This window comes from Streptomyces sp. NPDC001407, from assembly GCF_042895325.1.
Lineage (GTDB): Bacteria > Actinomycetota > Actinomycetes > Streptomycetales > Streptomycetaceae > Streptomyces.
Genome location: NZ_JBIAWF010000029.1, coordinates 58272 through 76807, shown reverse-complemented (window position 1 = coordinate 76807; position 18536 = coordinate 58272). Strand labels below are relative to the sequence as shown.

The 18536-nt window shown below is 72.1% G+C and carries 17 protein-coding genes and 1 pseudogene; 11 read left to right on the top strand and 7 right to left on the bottom strand.

All coding sequences use genetic code 11. From position 1 onward, the window contains the following. Positions 1–463: 463 nt before the first annotated feature. The 3 genes from lnt to fxsA are packed head-to-tail and all read left to right on the top strand — an operon-like array spanning position 464 to position 3518. Positions 464–2155 carry an apolipoprotein N-acyltransferase gene (gene lnt / locus ACFY1P_RS30490; protein ID WP_390752452.1) on the top strand — a complete coding sequence of 564 codons (1692 nt, stop codon included), beginning with the start codon at positions 464–466 and terminating at the stop codon, positions 2153–2155. Continuing rightward, positions 2152–2913, top strand: a complete 762-nt coding sequence (locus ACFY1P_RS30485) for a polyprenol monophosphomannose synthase (protein ID WP_361527362.1) — start codon at positions 2152–2154, stop codon at positions 2911–2913. Before lnt ends, ACFY1P_RS30485 begins: the two co-directional genes overlap by 4 nt. A gap of 44 nt (positions 2914–2957) precedes the next feature. Next, positions 2958–3518 carry an FxsA family membrane protein gene (fxsA, locus tag ACFY1P_RS30480; protein WP_361527360.1) on the top strand — a complete coding sequence of 187 codons (561 nt, stop codon included), beginning with the start codon at positions 2958–2960 and terminating at the stop codon, positions 3516–3518. Positions 3519–3636: 118 nt separating this feature from the next. On the opposite strand, the gene ACFY1P_RS30475 is transcribed toward fxsA, so the two are convergent. Together ACFY1P_RS30475 and ACFY1P_RS30470 are read right to left on the bottom strand one after the other, a co-directional pair. Next, positions 3637–4011, bottom strand: coding sequence for an RNA polymerase-binding protein RbpA (locus ACFY1P_RS30475; RefSeq protein WP_087929069.1), 375 nt, complete (start codon positions 4009–4011; stop codon positions 3637–3639). A gap of 256 nt (positions 4012–4267) precedes the next feature. Beyond that, positions 4268–4927: a hypothetical protein gene (locus ACFY1P_RS30470; protein ID WP_361527370.1), complete on the bottom strand. Its 660-nt coding sequence runs from the start codon at positions 4925–4927 to the stop codon at positions 4268–4270. A 172-nt stretch (positions 4928–5099) separates the two neighbouring features. Between ACFY1P_RS30470 and ACFY1P_RS30465 the strand changes: the two genes are divergently transcribed. Next, on the top strand, positions 5100–6614 hold the full coding sequence (locus ACFY1P_RS30465) for a PLP-dependent aminotransferase family protein (protein ID WP_361527358.1): 1515 nt from the start codon (positions 5100–5102) through the stop codon (positions 6612–6614). Here the strand turns inward: ACFY1P_RS30465 and ACFY1P_RS30460 are convergent. Together ACFY1P_RS30460 and ACFY1P_RS30455 are read right to left on the bottom strand one after the other, a co-directional pair. Then, positions 6602–8263: a hypothetical protein gene (locus tag ACFY1P_RS30460; RefSeq protein ID WP_390752451.1), complete on the bottom strand. Its 1662-nt coding sequence runs from the start codon at positions 8261–8263 to the stop codon at positions 6602–6604. The two genes, ACFY1P_RS30465 and ACFY1P_RS30460, sit on opposite strands and share 13 nt — an antisense overlap. A 36-nt stretch (positions 8264–8299) precedes the next feature. Continuing rightward, complete coding sequence (locus tag ACFY1P_RS30455) at positions 8300–8494, bottom strand: hypothetical protein (RefSeq protein WP_361527368.1); 195 nt, start codon at positions 8492–8494, stop codon at positions 8300–8302. 407 nt (positions 8495–8901) lie between these two features. Here ACFY1P_RS30455 and ACFY1P_RS30450 point away from each other — a divergent pair, with 407 nt between their 5' ends. Together ACFY1P_RS30450 and ACFY1P_RS30445 are read left to right on the top strand one after the other, a co-directional pair. Continuing rightward, complete coding sequence (locus ACFY1P_RS30450; RefSeq protein WP_361527354.1) at positions 8902–9315, top strand: ankyrin repeat domain-containing protein; 414 nt, start codon at positions 8902–8904, stop codon at positions 9313–9315. A gap of 328 nt (positions 9316–9643) precedes the next feature. After that, entirely contained in the window at positions 9644–10651 is a 1008-nt protein-coding gene (locus tag ACFY1P_RS30445) for an NAD-dependent epimerase/dehydratase family protein (RefSeq protein ID WP_390752450.1), read from the top strand. Positions 10652–10681: 30 nt separating this feature from the next. Here ACFY1P_RS30445 and ACFY1P_RS30440 read toward each other — a convergent pair whose 3' ends face one another. From ACFY1P_RS30440 to ACFY1P_RS30430, 3 genes are all read right to left on the bottom strand, one after another. Next, entirely contained in the window at positions 10682–11224 is a 543-nt protein-coding gene (locus tag ACFY1P_RS30440; protein WP_390752449.1) for a hypothetical protein, read from the bottom strand. A gap of 242 nt (positions 11225–11466) precedes the next feature. Further along, positions 11467–12201, bottom strand: a complete 735-nt coding sequence (locus ACFY1P_RS30435) for a DJ-1/PfpI family protein (RefSeq protein WP_390752448.1) — start codon at positions 12199–12201, stop codon at positions 11467–11469. A 265-nt stretch (positions 12202–12466) separates the two neighbouring features. Beyond that, complete coding sequence (locus ACFY1P_RS30430; protein WP_361527366.1) at positions 12467–13798, bottom strand: wax ester/triacylglycerol synthase family O-acyltransferase; 1332 nt, start codon at positions 13796–13798, stop codon at positions 12467–12469. Between the two features lie 548 nt (positions 13799–14346). Here ACFY1P_RS30430 and ACFY1P_RS30425 point away from each other — a divergent pair. From ACFY1P_RS30425 to ACFY1P_RS30405, 5 genes and pseudogenes are all read left to right on the top strand, one after another. Beyond that, positions 14347–15654, top strand: coding sequence for a phophatidylserine decarboxylase associated domain-containing protein (locus ACFY1P_RS30425; protein WP_390752447.1), 1308 nt, complete (start codon positions 14347–14349; stop codon positions 15652–15654). A gap of 25 nt (positions 15655–15679) precedes the next feature. Further along, positions 15680–16582, top strand: coding sequence for a hypothetical protein (locus ACFY1P_RS30420; protein ID WP_361527346.1), 903 nt, complete (start codon positions 15680–15682; stop codon positions 16580–16582). Positions 16583–16604: 22 nt separating this feature from the next. Next, positions 16605–17342: pseudogene (locus tag ACFY1P_RS30415) on the top strand (DUF692 domain-containing protein); the annotation flags it as partial. Positions 17343–17424: 82 nt separating this feature from the next. After that, complete coding sequence (locus ACFY1P_RS30410; protein WP_390752446.1) at positions 17425–18033, top strand: putative DNA-binding domain-containing protein; 609 nt, start codon at positions 17425–17427, stop codon at positions 18031–18033. 31 nt (positions 18034–18064) lie between these two features. Next, entirely contained in the window at positions 18065–18499 is a 435-nt protein-coding gene (locus ACFY1P_RS30405; protein ID WP_361527340.1) for a VOC family protein, read from the top strand. Positions 18500–18536 lie beyond the last annotated feature (37 nt).

Sequence of the window (18536 nt, the reverse complement as noted above, 5' to 3'; positions counted from 1 at the left end):
GTGGTGCGCCGGACCGGCACACCGCCACTGGCAGCCAGGTTCCAGCGCACGGGGGCGAGGGACGGTTCCGCCGGCCGGCAGGTGCGACCCGGGTGGGGCCCGGACGTTCAGTAGACAACGGTCTCGGCCGACCCGCAGCCAGCGGTTCCCGGGCCGGCCCGAAGGACGCCGGGCCCCCATTCGCCGCGAGGTCCTGCCGCCGGACTCCCGCCTGCCTCGCGACGCCATGCACGCCCTCTCGCCGCACCGGGCACAGGCCCGGGTACGCCCAGTACGAGGGACTGCGCCCGGCACGCCGAGAGCACGCACCTGACGCCGCGAGGCCCGCCTTCCGGGCGGACGACGGGAGTCCGGCGGCAGGACCTCGCGCGCGCAGCGCGTTTTCCACAGCCCAGGATCCGGGGTGCGCCCCGCGCGGGGTACCGTCGGCACATCACCGCTCAGCTGGCAGGAAGGCGCGACCGTGCCCCCGGGTCCCGAAACCACCGCGGATGGCGAGAGCCGCGCCGCCGACCTCACCGAACCGGTGCCCGCGCCGCGGGCGGAGGCCGAGTCCGCCCCCGCCGGGCCGCGCCCCGGCCGGCTCACCCGCCTGCGCCGCCTCGCCCGCCGTGAGGCGCCCCGCACGGGCCTCGCCGTGCTCTCCGGCCTCGCGCTCGCCGTGGCCTTCCCGCCGTACGACCTGTGGCCGCTGTCGGTCGTGGCCGTCGCCGCGCTGGCCCTGCTGACCCGGGGGCGCACCGCCCGCCAGGGCGCCTGGACCGGCTTCGCCTTCGCGCTGCCCTTCTTCTTCGTCCTGCTGCGCTGGCTGCGCGTCGTCGGCTATGACGCGGTGGTCGGGCTCTCCTTCGTCGAGGCGCTGTTCATCGCCGCGCTCGGCGCCTGCCTGGCCCGCGTCTCCCGGCTGCCCGCGTGGCCGCTGTGGGGGGCGTGCCTGTGGGTCACCGAGGAGCTGGCCCGCGACCGGCTGCCGTTCGGCGGCTTCCCCTGGGGGCGGCTGGCCTTCGCCAACACCGCCTCGCCGTTCACCCCGCTCGCCGCCCTCGGCGGCGCCCCCCAGGTGACCTTCGCCGTGGCCCTGGCCAGCGGTCTCCTGGCGTACGGGGCCGTCACCGCCTGGCGGCTGCGCCGCGGGGCCCGTACGGTCCGCGCCGCCCTGCCGGGCGTCGAGGCCGTCGCGCTCGCCGCGGCGATCGGCGTCTGCGGGTACGCCGTGCCCGTCCCCACGGGCGCCGCCGACACGGTGAAGGTCGCCCTGGTCCAGGGCAATGTGCAGCGCCCCGGCATCGACTTCCTCGGCCGCCCGATGATGATCCTCGACAACCACGTCGACGCGACCCTCCAGCTGGCCCGCGACATCAAGGAGGGGCGGAGGGAGAAGCCGGACCTGGTGATCTGGCCGGAGAACTCCTCCGACCTCGACCCCTTCCAGTATCCGCAGGCGTACGACCGCATCGAGGAGGCCGTCAAGGCCGTCGGCGTGCCGGTCCTCGTCGGTGCCCTGGTCGACCACCCGGGCAGCAGCGGCTACATCGACAACAAGGGCATCGTCTGGGACCCCAAGACCGGCCCGGGCGCCTCCTACGCCAAGCAGCACCCCGTGCCCTTCGGGGAGTACGTGCCGTTCCGCGCGGAGCTCAGCAAGATCATCACTCGCCTCCAGCGCGTCCAGCGCGACTTCTACCCCGGCGACCACACCGGCGTGATGCAGATCGGCCCGGCCCGGCTCGGCGACGTGATCTGCTTCGAGGTCGCCTACGACGAGATCGTCCGCGACACCGTCAAGGCCGGTGCCCGCGCCCTCGTCGTGCAGACCAACAACGCCACCTACGGCCGCACCGGCCAGCCCGAGCAGCAGCTGGCCATGTCCCGGCTGCGGGCCGTCGAGCACGGCCGCGCGGTGGTCACCGCGGCCACCAGCGGCATCAGCGCCGTGGTCGCCCCGGACGGCAAGGTGCTCCAGCGGAGCGAGGAATTCACCCGGGATGTCATCAGTGCCCGGATTCCCCTGCGGGACGGCACCACCGTCGCGGACCGCGTGGGTGCGGCGCCCGAATGGGCGCTCGCTATGGTGGGCGTTCTCTCCTGTGCGGCCGCACTCCTGACCGGCCGTCGGGGACGTACGGAGAAGCTTCGAAAGAAGGGCCAGCAGTGAACGACGGTGGGCAGCGGAAATACGGTCCGCTCGGCACGGCCTTGGTGATCATTCCGACCTACAACGAGGCGGAGAACATCAAGTCCATCGTCGGCCGGGTGCGGGCGGCGGTGCCGCAGGCGCACGTCCTCGTCGCGGACGACAACAGCCCCGACGGCACCGGCAAGCTGGCCGATGAGCTCGCGGCCGACGACGACCAGGTCAAGGTCCTGCACCGGGAGGGCAAGGAGGGCCTCGGCGCCGCCTATCTCGCGGGCTTCCGCTGGGGCCTGGACAACGGCTACGGCGTCCTGGTGGAGATGGACGCCGACGGCTCCCACCAGCCCGAGGAGCTGCCCCGGCTGCTCACCGCCCTCAAGAGCTCCGACCTGGTGCTCGGCTCCCGCTGGGTGCCCGGCGGCCGGGTCGTGAACTGGCCGAAGTCCCGCGAGTTCCTCTCCCGCGGCGGCTCGACCTACTCCCGGCTGCTGCTGGACGTGCCGCTGCGCGACGTCACCGGCGGCTTCCGCGCCTTCCGCCGGGAGACGCTGGAGGGGCTGGGCATGGAGGACGTCGCCTCGCAGGGCTACTGCTTCCAGGTCGACCTGGCCTGGCGTGCCGTCAAGGCCGGGTTCCACGTGGTGGAGGTTCCCATCACCTTCGTCGAGCGGGAGCTCGGCGACAGCAAGATGAGCCGCGACATCGTCGCCGAGGCCCTGTGGCGGGTCACCTCCTGGGGCGTCGGCTCCCGGGTCGGCAAGGTCCTGGGCCGCCGCTGACCCCGGCCCGCCCCGTACGGCGGCCGTCCAGGCACACTTGAGGCATGACGTTCGGAGCACAGCAGACCCCCGAAGGCCGACCGCCGCGCAGGAGCCGCGCCCGCAAGCTCATCCCGCTGGGGGTGGCGGTGTGGGCCGTGCTGGAGATCTGGCTGCTGATATGGGTGGCCGGGGCCGCCGGGGGCCTCACGGTCTTCGTCCTGCTGGCCGGTGGCGTGGTCCTCGGCTCGTATGTGATCAAGCGGGCCGGGCGGCGGGCCTGGCAGCGGCTGACGGTGACCCTCCAGCCCGGGGGAGCGGTGGCCGGCCCCGCCCCCGAGAGCGGCGGCAACGGCCTCACGATGCTCGGCGGGCTGCTGATCATCCTGCCGGGGCTGCTGTCGGACGTGGCGGGGCTGCTGTGCCTCTTCCCGCCCACACGGGCACTGCTGCGCAAGCGCTTCGAGAAGCGGCTGGCGCGGCCCGCCGCACCGGGGACCTTCGGGGACGCCTTCCAGCAGGCGCGCATGCACGTGCCGGACGGCAAGGTCGTCCAGGGCGAGGTCGTCCGGGAGGACGAGCCGCCGCGTGCTCCGCGTGAGGGCGGACCGCAGCTGCCGCGCTGAGCCGCCGGGGCTCCGCTGCCGTGGAGCCCCGGGGATGCGCACAAAGGGCCCGGGCCACTGCCTGAATGCAGTGGCCCGGGCCCTTTGTGTGGTGCAGTGTGATGCTGCTATGCCGCCGTCAGGCGGACTTGCGGTTGTCCCGCGGGTGCACTGCGATGTTCATGGCACCGGAGCGAAGGACGGCCAGCCGCTCGGCCAGCACCTCCTCGAGCTCCTCGCGGGTCCGCCGCTCCATGAGCATGTCCCAGTGCGTACGCGCGGGCTTGCCCTTCTTCTCCTCAGGACCATCGCCGTCCACCAGGAGTGCCACGGCGCCGCACGCCTTGCACTCCCACTCCGGCGGAATCTCCGCCTCTACCGAAAACGGCATCTCAAATCGATGCCCGTTCGGGCATGCGTACTCCACCGCCTGGCGCGGGGCCAGATCGATGCCGCGGTCGGTCTCGTAGCTGGTAACCACAAGTCGCGTGCCGCGGAGAGCTCGCTCACTCATGAATCGTGCCTCCCGGGCTTGGTCGCCCACAGGACAGGTGTCGCTGTCGTCGTCATCCGGTCAACGTCCGGTCGGCGGTGAAGATTCCCGTTGAGGGACATGCGTCGCCCGTCGTGCCGCCCCTTGTTGTACCCACCAACGCCCGTTTTGTCACATCTGGCAACGGATGTCACCCTGCGTTTCTGTCGCTTTAGCGCGCAGTAACGGTCCGTCCGGTGGGTCGAAGGCGTACACTACCGGCCCGCGTCTCCCGGGCCTAAACCAGGTCCGGAACTTCGCGCGCCGCCACCGGCCCGGACGGCGTCGGGCCGCCCGAAGCGACCCGCACGGTCCCGGCCACGGCCTCCGCCGCCGGGGCCGCCCCGGCCGGGGCGAAGAAGCGCAGGAAGAACTGCGACAGCGGACCGATCGTCAGCGCGAAGAGCACCGTGCCCGCGCCCGCCGACCCGCCGAGCAGGAAGCCCGTCGCCAGCACGACGACCTCGATGCAGGTCCGCACGAGCCGCACCGAGCGGCCCGTGCGCCGGTGCAGACCGGTCATCAGCCCGTCGCGCGGACCCGGGCCGAAGCGCGCCGAGATGTAGAGCCCGGTCGCCATCGAGCAGAGCACCACCGCGAAGGCCAGCAGCGGGATCCGCGCCCACAGCGACGCCGGCGTGGGAGTGAGGGACAGCGTCGCGTCCATCGACACACCGATCATCAGCACGTTCGAGACCGTGCCGAGCCCCGGCCGCTGCCGGAGCGGGATCCATAGCAGCAGCACCAGCGCGCCGATCGCGATCGAGGCGGCGCCGATCGAGATGCCCGCGTGCCGGGCGACCCCCTGGTTCAGGACATCCCACGGCGCGAGCCCGAGCCCCGCCCGCACCTGCAGCCCCGCGCTCACGCCGTACAGCACGAGCCCGCCGTAGAGCATGAGCAGACGGCGGGCCAGGAGCAGTCCCCCTGATGCGGACACAGGATCCTCCGAGTGATCGACACGACAACGAAATGGCAGGGCCAGTGGTGCGAGTGGCCTGCCGCATGACAGTCTGTGGACTGGATCGAACGAAGATCCAGGGCCAATCCCGGAAAGGTGGACCGGTCGGATGAGTCAGTGGACCTCTTCCGTGGGTGCGCAGAAGCTCGCGCATCTCCTCGGGTCGCAGCACGAGCGTGACGGCCAGGGCGTCGTGACGCTGATCGGCGGGCGCCGCGCCCCCGCCTACCGCTCCCTCGCGGACGGCATCCGGCTGCTCGTCCTGGAGGGCCGGGTCCCGGTGGCCGCCCGGCTGCCCGCCGAGCGCGAGCTCGCGGCCGCCCTCTCTGTCAGCCGCACCACCGTCGCCGCCGCCTACGAGGCGCTGCGCGGCGAAGGGTTCCTGGAGTCCCGGCGCGGCGCCGGGAGCTGGACCTCCGTGCCCGCCGGGAACCCGCTGCCCACCCGCGGCCTCGACCCCCTGCCACCCGAGGCCGCCGGCTCCGTCATCGACCTCGGCTGCGCCGCCCTGCCCGCCCCCGAGCCCTGGCTGACCCGCGCCTTCCAGGGCGCGCTGGAGGAGCTGCCGCCCTACGCGCACACCCACGGCGACTACCCCGCGGGCCTGCCCGCGCTGCGGCAGTCCATCGCCGACCGCTACACCGCGCGCGGCATCCCCACCATGCCCGAACAGATCATGGTCACCACCGGTGCCATGGGCGCCGTCGCCGCGATCTGCCGGCTCATGGCCGGGCGCGGCGAGCGCGTCGCCGTCGAGTCCCCCTCCTACGCCAACGTCCTTCAGCTGATGCGCGAGGCCGGGGCCCGGCTGGTGCCCGTGGCCATGGCCGACGGGCTCGCCGGCTGGGACCTGCCGGCCTGGCGGCAGGTGCTGCGCGACGCCGCGCCCCGCATGGCCTACGTCATCGCCGACTTCCACAACCCCACCGGGGCCCTGGCCTCCGAGGAGCAGCGCCGGGAGCTCGTCGAGGCCGCCCGCGCCTCGGGCACCGTGCTCGTCGCGGACGAGACGATGTCGGACCTCGCCCTGGAGCCGGACCTCGAACTTCCCCGGCCCGTCTGCGCCTTCGACCCGGCGGGCAACGCCGTGATCACCGTCGGATCGGCCAGCAAGTCCTTCTGGGCGGGCATGCGGATCGGCTGGGTCCGGGCCGCCCCGGACGTGATCCGCAGCCTCGTCGCCGCCCGCGCCTACGCCGACCTCGGCACGCCCGTGGTGGAACAGCTCGCCGTCACCTGGCTGTTGAACACCGAGGGCTGGGACGCGGCCGTCGCCATACGGCGCTCCACCACGCGCGAGAACCGCGACGCCGTCGTCGACTCGCTCCGGCGCCACCTGCCCGACTGGGAGTTCGCCGTCCCGCGCGGCGGGCTCACCCTGTGGGTGCGCACCGGCGGGCTGTCCGGCTCGCGGATCGCCGAGGCGGGGGAGCGGCTGGGCGTGCGGGTGCCGTCGGGTCCGCGGTTCGGCGTCGACGGGGCCTTCGAGGGGTTCGTACGGGTGCCGTTCACGGTCACCGGTGCCGTGGCCGAGGAGGCGGCGAGCCGGCTGGCCGAGGCCGCCCGCCTGGTGGCGAGCGGCGCGACGGCGGCCGTCGAGGCCCCGCGGACCTACGTGGCCTGAGCCGGCAGCGGCTCCCCGCCGCCGAGCTGGTGCCCGAAGCCGCCGTCGGCCTCGGGGGGCGGGGCCGCGCCGCCGTACGGTGCCTCCTGGTCGTACGGGAGGGAGGCGTCCCGCTCCGGTGCCGCCTCCACGCCCGCGCCGTACAGCGGGCCGGCCGGGCGGGGCAGCAGTTCCAGGACCGCCTGCCGTTCGGTCTCGGCCGCCTCCTCGTCGAGCGGGTCCGGGGTGGCCGGCACCTGCACCCGGTGCACGGGCCCCGAGCCCAGCCGCGCGTAGCCGCGGCCGGGCGGCACGTCCGGTGTGGGGGTGGTGTGCGGCGGGGCGCCGAGCGCGGTGCGCACCTGCTCGGGTGTGGCGGGGCCGAGGAGCACCCGGGTGCGGGTGTGGGCGAGCACCGCCTCGCTGAGCAGCCCCGCGTTCTCCAGGTGGTCGGCCACGGCGACCGTGACGTTGGCCGCCCGGCCGTGCCGCAGCGGCACCTCCAGCAGCTCCTGGGGATCGGGGCGCCCCTCGCTCGCGGCGAGGTGGCTCAGTGCCGTGGGCCGGTCGACGACGATCCACAGGGGGCGGCGGATGTCCTCGGGGGTGGGGCGGCCCTGCTGCCGGGCCTGATTGCCCGTCATCAGCCGCCGCTCGGTCTCGTGCGAGGCCCACTCCAGCGTGGCGAGTGCGCCCGCGGGCGAGCACTCCAGGGCCAGCACCCCCTCCCGGCCGGGGAAGCAGGTGTAGCCGCCGGTGCCGCCGCCGTCGATCAGCAGGACGTCACCGTGGCTGAGTGCCTGGAGCACGATCGAGCGCAGCAGGGTGGTGGTGCCGCCCGATGGCCTGCCGAGGGCCAGCAGGTGCGGCTCGGTGGAGCGGCGGCCCGTGCGCCAGACGACGGGCGGCGCGTCGCGGATCCCCTCGCTGTCGACCACCGGCAGGGTCCGCTGCACGGAGTCGGCGTCGGTGAAGCCGAGCACGGTCTCCCCGGGCGTGGTCACGAACCGCTGGGCGAGGATGTCGGTCGGCAGGGCGGGCAGCACGGTCAAGGTGAGACGGTTGGCCTCCTCGTCCCAGTCGAAGCGGTACTCACGGCCGCGCCCGGCCTTGATCCGCAGCAGCTGCTCGACCTTGGCCCGGGCCTCGGCCTCCCCGTCGGTGAAGTACGCGGGGTAGCGCAGCTGGAGGGAGACCAGCCGCCCGTCCTCGAAGGCGTGGGACAGGAACGCCTCCTGCGGGTCGCCCCCGTGGGCGTAGAGCGGACTGGGGTCCTCCGGCATGGAGAAGTAGGGGACCAGGGACTCGTAGAGCAGCTGGAGCCGCTCGTTCTCCTCGTCCTCGCCGTGCGTGTCCCCGGCCGCCCGCTCGCGCCCCGCCCAGCCCGCCGCCAGCATCAGGGCGATCGCGGCGCACGCCGGCCCGTACGGCACGAGGGCCACGATGGCCATCAGGGAGGCCACCAGCAGCAGCCCGGGTACGCGCTGGTCCCTGGGGGTCCGCGCGCAGCGGCGCAGCCCGCCGTGGGCCAGCACGCGCAGCCCCCGGGCGACGGTGATCAGCGGGTGGAGGACGTCGGCGGCGGTGTAGGCGGCCGACCGCGCGAACTCCCGCCCACGGGCGAGCGTGGCACCGCCGGTCAGGCTGCCGGGGAGCGGTCGCCGGGCCATGACGTCCTCCGGTGTCGGCTGTGGGGGCGGTCGGTGTCAGAACTTGAGGCCGCCCAGCAGCCCGGCGAGGCTCGCGCTGCCCGCCTTGATGCTCGGGGCGATGGCCGTGCCGGCGAGGTAGAAGCCGAACAGGGCGCACACGATGCCGTGGGAGGGCTTGAGGCCGTCCTTGCGGAAGAACAGGAAGACGACGATGCCGAAGAGGACGACGCCGGAGATGGACAGGATCATGACGTTCTCCTGGTTGATGGGGACGGTCACCACGAGTTCCTCAAGACTCACAGAAAGTGCTAATAAGGCAAAAGCGGATGAATCGCCGTTCGGTCGCCGGGTGACGCACCAGGAGCGGGGGCCTCGATCCCCGGCGGGCCGGGCGAACCGCCTGAACACTGCGTGAAACCCGGCCGGTGGCGATCAGCGCCCTCCTGTGGGCCGCCGCCGACGGGGATTCCCGGGATTCACCCGTTCGGCCGCGTCCACCGCCTGCCCGGTCCGCGCGCGTCGCCCTCACGACCACTCGCGGGCCGGATGCGACGCGCGGCGGCAGGAGCCCGTGGTTCCAGCGGCCCGGCCGTACATAGGGTGGACAGCACTGACGTCACCAGGCCGCCAGCAGCCCAACCCGGAGGACAGCGGACATGACCGAGCAGACCCCCGAGACCGAGCCCGCACACGACCCCGAGGTGCTCCAGCTCGCGGCCAAGGTCTTCGACCTGGCGCGACACGGCGACACCGACACCCTCGCCGCCTATGTGGACGCGGGCGTACCGGTCAACCTCACCAACGACCGCGGCGACTCCCTCATCATGCTGGCCGCCTACCACGGCCACCTCGACGCCGTCCTCGCGCTGCTCCAGCGCGGCGCCGACGCGAACCGCCCCAACGACCGCGGCCAGACCCCGCTCGCCGGTGCCGTCTTCAAGGGCGAGGACGAGATCGTCCGTACGCTGCTGGCCCACGGCGCCGACCCGTCCGCGGGGTCGCCCTCCGCGGTCGAGGCGGCGTCGGTCTTCGGGCGCCAGGACCTGGTGGAGCTCTTCGGCGGGGCGTGAGCCCGGGGCTTGTGCCCGGCGATTCGTCGCCGGGGCCCAGCCACCTGCCCTGGGGCATCCTCAACTGCCGGACGGGCTGAACGCGCACACGCGCGTCAGCCACATCGAGCCCGTCCGGCGATCGAGGACACCGCCGCGCGGCGGTGGCGCGGAACGAGACGGTCCGCAGGTGGAACGCGACATCCGGCCGGGCTCGGCCGGATGGCTCGAACGGCACCTCGCGTTCGTTGAGGGTCTTCCCTTCCCGGCGCGGCCCTGAGCGAATAGGCGCGGCTTTGACCGAACGGCCCTGAGTGAACACCCGAGTGAACAAGGGCCGCACCCGCCCGTGCCCGCCGCTCGCCACCGCCTCGCCCCGGAGGACATCAGCCATGCGGATCGTCTGCCACCGCCCGGGAACCGCCGCGCACGCCGCCGGGAGGCCGTGATGCGGGCCGTCGTCACCGGCGCGGCCGGTTTCCTCGGCTCCCATCTGTGCGCGCACCTGCTGGCGGCCGGTGACACCGTCGTCGCCGTCGACGCGCTCACCGACAGCTACGACGTGGCCCTCAAGGAACGCAACCTCCGCGACCTGACCCGCCGCCCCGCCTTCTCCTTCCACCACGCCGACTTGCTGGACACCGACCTCGGCCCACTGCTCGAAGGGGCACACGCCGTCTACCACTTGGCGGGCGAGTCCGGCGTACGGCCCTCCTGGGGCACCACGTTCGAGCTCTGCGTCCGCCGCAACATCCTCGCCACCCAGGTGCTGCTGGAAGCCGCGCGCAGTAGCGCGTCCGGCGCCTTCGTCCACGCCTCGAGCTCAGCTGTCCACGGCGTCGCCGGTTCGCACACCCCCGCGTCCCCCTACGGCGTCACCAAGCTGGCCGCCGAGCACCTCTGCGAGCTCTACCGCACGGCCTACGGGGTGCCCACGCTCTCCCTGCGGCTGTTCTCCGTCTACGGGCCGCGCCAGCGCCCCGACACGGTCTTCGCCCGCCTGCTCGCCGCCGCGGCGGGCGGCGAGCCGTTCCCGCTGCACGGCGACGGCGAGCAGACCTACGACTTCCTGTACGTACGCGACGCCGTCACCGCCATGCGCGACGCGGCCTGCTCCGGCTTCACAGGCGTGGCCGACCTCGGCGGCGGCTCCCCGGTGTCCATGAACCAGGCGATCGCCGCCGTCGAGAACGTGGCGGGCCCGGTGAAACTCGTCCCGCGCCCCGCACCGCCCGGGGGCGTCCACCACATGGCCGCCGACCTCACGGTCGCTTCCCGGGCATTCGGCTTCCGGCCGCGGACGTCGCTGGGGGAGGGGGTGGCCGCGATGGCGGCGGAACCGGGTGAGTCGGGTTGAGCGGGGCGCCGCCGGTCCGGAACCTTGTCGTCAGCAGGGGACGTTGATGCTGTAGGTGCGCTGGCCGGAGTTGATGTCGTTGCCGGCGTCGGTCCAGTACGAGCCGTTCTGGTGGAAGGTCATGGTGACGCTGTAGGTGCCACAGGCGGTCGTCGACAGCGAGGCCGCAGCCGAGCCGGAGCTGGAGGTCTGCGTGGCGTTGACGCTGTAGCCGTGGCCCGTGCCCCCGACGCCGGCCGTGCCCTTGGCATCCCAGCGCGCCGGGTAGCTGTTGGTCGCGCTGTACCAGGCGCTGCCCCAGTAGTAGCTGTTGTTGCCGGTGTTGACGACGGCGCTGACCGAGCCGCTGGAGTCGGCCCGCAGGCACAGCTGGACGTCGGCGTAGGTGTACTGGCCGCCGCCGTAGAAGCCTTCGGTGGGGCCGCAGTAGGTACCGGCCTGGGCGACGGCGGGCTCTTGGGCATCTGCCGGTACGGCGAGGACCGAACCGGTCAGGGCGAGGGCCGCGGCGCCGACACCGATGGCTGCGGTCCGTCTGCGTCCCGGGGTGGTGGTGCGTCCAGTGAGTCGCATGGTTGACCCTCCTGTTCCGCGTGAACGCCCCTGGTCAGCAGGGGCAAGACCAGGACAGCAGCATGTTGTTCGGCCGGATAGTGTTATGTACGTGATTCACTCGGTCGGGTGGTGTTTGGATACCTGTCATGGCCCAGCTGACGCTTCCGCGCCCCGTAAGGGGCGCGGGGCTCTTTCGATATGCGGCTCCGCCGTGTGGGCGCGACCAGCCCCCACCGGCCCGCAGCGGCCGGGCGGAGCGCTCAGTAGCCCTCGACCAACTTCAGCGCCAGCCGTCGCGTCGCCTCGTCCGCCTTCTCCGGGCTGCCGGTGTCGAACGGCGGCTGGGGGTCGTACTCGATGGCGAGCTGCGTCGCCTTGGCCGTCGCCTCGTCCGAGAGGCGGGCGGCCAGGTGGATGCCCATGTCCAGACCGGCGGAGACGCCCGCGGCGGTGATGATCTTTCCGGTCTCGACGAACCGGCCGGGCGCCGGGACGGCTCCGAGTTTCTCCAGATAGGGCCGTGAGGCCCAGTACGTCGCGGCCGGGAGGCCCTTGAGGAGGCCGGCGGAGGCGAGGAGGAGCGAGCCGGTGCAGACGGACGTGGTCCACGTCGTGTGCCGGTGGAGGCGGCGTATCCAGTCCAGCAGGGCCGGGTCGTCCATGGCGGCGACGATGCCGCGATTGCCGCCGCCGGGAACGACGAGGACGTCGGCGTGCGAGACGTCGGACAGGGACCGCTCGGCGGCCAGGGCCAGTTGACCGGTGTCGGTGCGGACGGGGCCGACTCTGCGGGCCACGGTGAAGACGCGTACCCCGGGCAGGCGGCACAGCGTCTCGTAGGGCCCGACCGCGTCCAGGGCGGTGAAGCCGTCGTAGAGCAGGACGGCGACGCGGATGCGCTTCTCCGCTGCCCGCGCGGGTCCGACGGCTGTGAGGCCGACGGCCAGGGCGCCGGCTGCGGCGGTGCCCAGCAGGGCGCGACGGGTGGTTTCCATGGCACAACTCCCTCTTGCGGCACTTGACTTCGAGGTAGTCGGGCGGAGGGGCGGGGGAGTTCCATGGGAAATGCGGCGAATCCCGTTTCTGTCAGGCCGACAACACCTTCGGCCCGGGCGCCTTGGGGCGCAGGCGGGCCTCGGGGATGCCAAGAAGGCACCCGGACGAACGCGCGCGCACTGGGGCAGGAGCAATTCGGCACCGAGCACATCCTGCTCGGCATGCGCCTCGTGGCGCCGCCTGCCCCCGTGGCAGTGGCACGGCTCAGGTGCCGCAGACCGCGACCAGTTCGGCGACCTCGTCCGTGATCGAGCGGGCGAGCAGGTCCAGGTCGGGCACGGCGACGGCGTCGGCGAGCAGGCCGTAGAAGACGTGGTCCTCGTACGAGGTGATGCCCACGGCGAGGGACTGCCCGGGCGCGAGCGGGGCGAGCGGGTAGGCCTCGCGGACGCGGCTGCCCGCGAGCCGGAGACCGCGGGCGCCGTACACCGGGACGCTGGAGACGAGCAGGTCGTAGAAGAGGCGGCCGGAGCGGGCGATCAGGCGGCCGCCGAAGCGGTGACCGAGGGGCGGGACGAAGTCGGCGAGGAGCGCGACGGCGCCCGCGCCGTCGGCGGGTCCGGCCTGCTTGTTCCGTTCCATGGCCGCGCGTACCGCGCGCAAGCGGGCGCGGGGGTCGGGCTCGTCGACGGGGAGCCGGGTCAGGTAACCGGAGAGGCGGTTGCCGGAGGCGGCCGGGTCGCCCGGGGTGCGCAGTGACACGGGGACGAGGGCACGGGGGCGTACGCCGTTGCTGCCGTCGCCGCGCTTGTCGAGCCAGCGCCGCATGCCGCCCGCGACCACGGCGAGGAGGACGTCGTTGGTGGTGCCGCCCACGGCCTCGCGAACGCGGTTCACGTCGCGCAGGTCGACGACCGCCCCTTCGGCGCGGCGGGCTCCGGTGCCGCGGGAGGCGAGGGCGGGCGAGGAGTTCACGTCCAGGGCGGCGCCGACCATGGCGGAGGCGATGGACAGGCCCTGTCCGACGTCGCTGACGGCGTCGCTCACGGCACCGCGCAGCAGGCCGGGCAGCTTGCGCGGGTCGGGCAGGCCCGAGCGGGAGCCGCTCCGCCGCGGCCGGGGCGCGTCGGCCGGGGCGGGTGCCCCGTCGAGGAGCGACATGACGTACGACGCGGCGCGTATGCCGTCCGCGTGGGCGTGGTGGAACGTGAACAGGGCGGCGAAGGAAGTGCCGTCGGCGCCGGGCAGTACGTGCGCGGCCCACGGCGGCCGCTCCCGGTCCAGGGGCCGCTGCATCAGGATCCCGGCGGCCGCGTGGAAGTCCCGCACGGGGGCGGTGAGATGGACGTGCTCCAACGGGTCGAAGTCGGGGGCGACATGGCGGGCGGCACCGCCGACGGGAAACAGGACGGAGCGTATGCGGGTGTTCAGGCCCGGGGTGCGGGCGGCGCGGGCGGCGATCAGCCCGGCGGCACGCTGGGCCGCGTCCGGGGTGTCGGCGTCGAAGACGAAGAGCCCGCCCATGTGCAGGGGATGGCCTGCGGACTCGATGTTCCAGAAGGAGAGGTCGAGCGGGGAGAGCGGCTCGGGGGTCACTTCAGAGGTCACAGGAGCTCCGGTCACGGGGGAGGCGTGGATGCGCTCGCGCGGCGGTTGGGGCCGGGGGCGACGCTGCTGGACGCAAACGAACAGAAGTCAAACGCCGTCGTTCAACTACGGTCAAGTACGCCCGGGCCACGCTGCGTTAACTCGTCGTGAACGGGCACTGGTTTCAGCCTCGGGCCTCGCCCGCGTGACTGTGGGCTGTACTCGGGGTTACCGTCCCCGGTTGCCGCTTCGGTCCCGCTCTCAGTTGTCCGGATCGGAAACCCGGGGGTGGCGGGGTGCGCGGCAACCGCCGGCCGGCCGTCGCGGGGCGGCGCGGAGCGGGTGGTTCCGCAAGATCCAGCCATATGCGACGTACCGCATACGGACGGTGAGCCCCTGGCAGTCAAGGGCGGAACCGTTTGGCCGAGCCGCCCGGAGGGTGTCAAGCACCGACTTGGATACGGCGTTTCACCGGGCCCTGTCCACGCTGGACGGTTCATCACTGGTGACGGGCTTCGGTGCGCCACGGTGGGGGACGGAATGCGCTGTGCCCGTCAATGCCCCTCCTCGCACGCCCCATTGGCAGACAGGACCGGAGGAACCCCCGTGACATTCGCCAACGAAACGGATACACCGAGGAGGCCCTTGAGGCCCGCTATCAGCACTCGTTCGGCCGCGTCGCCGGCTACCTGCCGAAGAACCGGTCAGTCGTCCAGGCATGGCTCGACGAACTCGGCCGCCGGGTCGAGGAGCAGCGGGCCCGGGACGCCGTCGTCCGGCACAACTCGGTGGCCGACCTGGCGCGGCTGATCGACCGCGATCCCGTGGTGCGGATGTACGTGAGCCTGATGATCGAGCAGGCTCAGCAGCTCTGCAAGAGCGGTGTACGCGATGTCTCGGATCTGCTCGACCGCCTCGACACCGTCGTCACCACCGTCCCGCGCTACACCGACAAGGTCCACTTCCCGATGTCGGCCCTGTTCGTGGACATGATGTTCACGCCGGCCGGAGAGGCGGCCTTCCGCAACCGGGACCTCAACAAGGCGCTCCTGGGAATTCTGCGCGAGTGGTGTACCCACCTGGACAGCCCCGCCAGCCGTGAGGTGCTGACCACCGACCAGTGGCTGTCACAAGAGGCCCGGAAGGAGCTCAAACTCGACGACTTCGAGATCAATTTCTCGCTGCAGTACGGCGGGCTGGCCTCCTTCAACGACTTCTTCCACCGCGAGGTCAAGCCCGGGAAGCGCCTGATCGACAAGGACCCCAAGGCCATCGTCGCCCCGAACGACGGCAAGGTGGTCAGGGTCCAGCGGAACGTGCAGCGCTCCGACGAATTCTGGGTCAAGGGCCAGCGCTATTCCCTCCACGACATGCTGGACGGCAGCGACCTCGCGGACACCTTCATCGGCGGCGACGTCTACCAGTCCTTCCTCTCCGGCGGCGACTACCACCGCTGGCATGCCCCGGTCGGCGGCACGGTCCTCAGCGCGCGGCTCGTCGAGGGGCTGATGTTCACCGAACTCGAATCGGCGGGCCACGACAAGGACGCCGGAACCCAGTCGCAGATCTATCAGGCGGCGGTCAACACGCGCGGCCTGGTCCTCATCAAGAGCGACACCGCCGGAATCGTCTGTGTGATGCCCATCGGCATCACCGAGATCTCCTCGGTCACCATCACCGTCCAGCCCGGCCAGACCCTCCAAAAGGGCGATGAGCTCGGCTACTTCAGCTACGGCGGCTCCAGCATGTGCGTGGTGTTCCAGCCCGGCGCCGTGGCGGACTTCGACGTGCCCGACAACACGACCGGAGACATGGAGTGCGGCCAGTGGTGCGCGGTCAACTCCAAGATCGCCCACACCAAGTGAGCAGTCCCGGCAGCCAGGAGAAGCGATGACCACGAGGAAACCGACCGGAAAACCGTCCCCGGCGCCCCGGACCGCCCCGGCGGAAAACGGGTGCGGGGGTCCGGGACCCGCGAACGGCGACGAACTCCACGTCTGCATGGGCCTCAACGCCTGCGCCGGACAGGACTACGAGGGCACGGCCGAGATGGCCGGTACCGGAAAGTGCGCGACCGTCCAGCACGTGTGCCACGGCGAAGGGCTCTGCCGCGGCCAGGGCGGCTGCGGCTACGCCGGGAACGACGTGCAGCAGTTCCACCCCGGCGAACAGGAATGCCGCTACAACGGCAGCTGCGCCAGCCCCATCAACGAAAGCCGGGTCTTCTCCGGCGGCCCCATGCGTGGCAAGAGCGTCTGGCAGCAGGCCCGCCGTCTCTTCGAGGCCCGGATGTACGCGGCGGGCAAGGCGTTCGGACCCTCGCCGGGGCAGGGCATTCCCGACGGAGCGCTGCCCGACTACGACAGGATGTCCGCCCCGAAGCCCGGCCTGTCCGACGAGGTCACCGCCCTCTTCCGCGAGTCGGCCGACGATCCGCGCCAGCATTACGGGCAGCAGTTCCCGGACCCGCTGAAGGCGACAGCCCGCAACGACGTGGGGCGGCACCTCACGGACAAGCAGGTCGTCTTCCGCATTCCCGACGGCACTCCCGTCCCCCTCTACTTCAGTGCCGACGACGGCAAGACGCGGCACCTCACGTGCACGTCGAAAACGGACGAGAACGGGACGGCCACGGCCATGCCGCTCTACGCGGGCCCGTCGACATCGACGACGGACCACGCGGTCGTCATCACCGCCGAAGGCCCCGAATATCCAGATCCCACAGGCCAGGGCATGCTCCGCGCGCGGTGCACCTTCCACGTCACCGTGCTGTCCCCCGACGGATACCGATAAGCGAAAGGAGCGGCCGCCGGAGATGGTGGAACACCTGGGATTCGGCGTGGGGCTGCGTACCGCCCACATCCCCTACATACGTGAGCACCGGCCGCCCGTCGACTCCTTCGAGATCATCTCGGAGAACTTCCTGGACGCCGCCGGCCCCCGGCGGCGCGCCCTGGACGAGATCGCCGAGCGCTACCCCGTCGTCCTGCACGGCGTCTCGCTGTCCATCGGCAGCACCGACCCGCTCGACCTCGGCTACCTCCGCGCACTCAAGCGGCTCGCCGACTCGGTGGACGCGCCCTGGGTCTCGGATCACGTGTGCTGGACCGGTGTCCTGGGCGTGCACACCCACGAATTGCTGCCACTGCCCCTCACCGAGGAATCACTGGCCCACGTCGTCCAGCGGGCCCGCACCGTCCAGGACGTGCTGGAACGCCCGCTCGCTCTGGAGAATCCCAGCACCTATCTGGAATTCCGTGCCTCCACCCTCACCGAATGGGACTTCCTGACCCTGCTGGCCGAGGAGGCGGACTGCGGACTGCTGCTGGACGTGAACAACGTCCATGTCTCCGGCGTCAACCACGACTTCGATCCGGAGAAGTATCTGCGGTCGCTGCCGCACCACCGCGTCTTCCAGATGCACCTGGCCGGACACACGGACTACGGAACGCATCTCATCGACACCCACGACGCCCCGGTGAGCGACCCGGTATGGGACCTCTACCGCCTCGCCGTCGAACTCACCGGAGGTGTCGCCACCCTGCTCGAACGCGACGACAAACTCCCGCCGTTCCCCGTACTGCAAGAGGAGCTGGAAAAGGCACGGGCCATGGCCGGGAGCGCGGGGGCAGTGGATGAGCGACCTCGCGACTATTCAGCAGTGGATGCAGAACGCCCTCCTCGGCCCGTACGACGCCGAGGCCGGTACCGCACGGGAGATGTTCACCGCGTCCCGGCGGCTCACCGCCGAGCAACGATTCCACATCTACCACCGCGGCTACCGGCTGCGCCTGCTGAACTGCATGCGCGGCCTGCACCCCGGAATGCTCCACCTGCTGGCGCGGGAACTCTTCGACCGATTCGCGCTGGACTACCTCGACGCGCACCCGTCCCGGTCCCCGAGCCTGGCCCGTCTGGACGACGGATTCGCCGACCACCTGGAGCGCACCCGCCCGGACGCCGGTGCCCCCGAGGAATGGGTGGACCTCCTGGTCGACCTGGCCCGGTTCGAGCGGCTCTTCACCGACGTGCTCGACGCGCCGGAGGACGACCCGGCACCCCGGCCGTTCCGCGCCCGCTCCTCCGTCCACGACTATCTGGCGGCCGTCCGCCGTGGCGAGGACCCGCCGCTCCCCGAGCCGCACCCGACATCCGTGCTGCTCACCCGCGAGGAGGGCCGGGTCGTCGTCCGACCGGAATGGGTCCCGCATGTGGGACCGTTCGGACGGCCTAAAGGGATATGAGCAACAGAGCCGCCGCTGCTATGGTGCGCCGATGTCATCGATCAAGCAGTTCCAAGTCACCTTCGACTGTGCGGAACCTGAGCGCGTCGCTCGTTTTTGGTGCGAGGTGTTGGGATACGTCGTACCGCCTCCGCCGGAAGGGTTTGCCACGTGGGGCGACTTCGATCGCTCGCTGGCACCTGAGGATCAGGGCTCATGGTCCGCATGCATGGACCCCTCAGGTGTGGGCCCGCGACTGTTCTTCCAGCGCGTTCCCGAGGGCAAGGTCGTCAAGAATCGGGTGCATCTCGATGTGCGGGTCGGCACCGGGCTCGTGGGTGAAGAGCGCCTGGCCACGCTCGAGGCCGAATGCGCACGACTGGTCGCGCTCGGCGCGGTACGCGTGCAACTGCTGCTCGCCGATGAGGACAACGAGTCGTGCATCGTGATGCAGGACATCGAGGGCAACGAGTTCTGTCTCGACTGAGCGTCCTCCGAGCCGACGGGCGGGGAGCTGCCTCGCT

Bases quoted from the DNA above. Each gene is read 5' to 3' on its own strand.
- ACFY1P_RS30450 (WP_361527354.1), top strand. From the start codon at position 8,902: ATGACCGAGCAGACCCCCGAGACCGAGCCCGCACACGACCCCGAGGTG.
- ACFY1P_RS30455 (WP_361527368.1), bottom strand. From the start codon at position 8,494: ATGATCCTGTCCATCTCCGGCGTCGTCCTCTTCGGCATCGTCGTCTTC.
- ACFY1P_RS30475 (WP_087929069.1), bottom strand. From the start codon at position 4,011: ATGAGTGAGCGAGCTCTCCGCGGCACGCGACTTGTGGTTACCAGCTAC.
- ACFY1P_RS30420 (WP_361527346.1), top strand. From the start codon at position 15,680: ATGACCACGAGGAAACCGACCGGAAAACCGTCCCCGGCGCCCCGGACC.
- ACFY1P_RS30405 (WP_361527340.1), top strand. From the start codon at position 18,065: ATGTCATCGATCAAGCAGTTCCAAGTCACCTTCGACTGTGCGGAACCT.
- ACFY1P_RS30465 (WP_361527358.1), top strand. From the start codon at position 5,100: ATGAGTCAGTGGACCTCTTCCGTGGGTGCGCAGAAGCTCGCGCATCTC.
- ACFY1P_RS30425 (WP_390752447.1), top strand. From the start codon at position 14,347: ATGCCCCTCCTCGCACGCCCCATTGGCAGACAGGACCGGAGGAACCCC.
- fxsA (WP_361527360.1), top strand. From the start codon at position 2,958: ATGACGTTCGGAGCACAGCAGACCCCCGAAGGCCGACCGCCGCGCAGG.
- ACFY1P_RS30460 (WP_390752451.1), bottom strand. From the start codon at position 8,263: ATGGCCCGGCGACCGCTCCCCGGCAGCCTGACCGGCGGTGCCACGCTC.
- ACFY1P_RS30440 (WP_390752449.1), bottom strand. From the start codon at position 11,224: ATGCGACTCACTGGACGCACCACCACCCCGGGACGCAGACGGACCGCA.
- ACFY1P_RS30410 (WP_390752446.1), top strand. From the start codon at position 17,425: ATGAGCGACCTCGCGACTATTCAGCAGTGGATGCAGAACGCCCTCCTC.
- ACFY1P_RS30435 (WP_390752448.1), bottom strand. From the start codon at position 12,201: ATGGAAACCACCCGTCGCGCCCTGCTGGGCACCGCCGCAGCCGGCGCC.
- ACFY1P_RS30470 (WP_361527370.1), bottom strand. From the start codon at position 4,927: ATGCTCTACGGCGGGCTCGTGCTGTACGGCGTGAGCGCGGGGCTGCAG.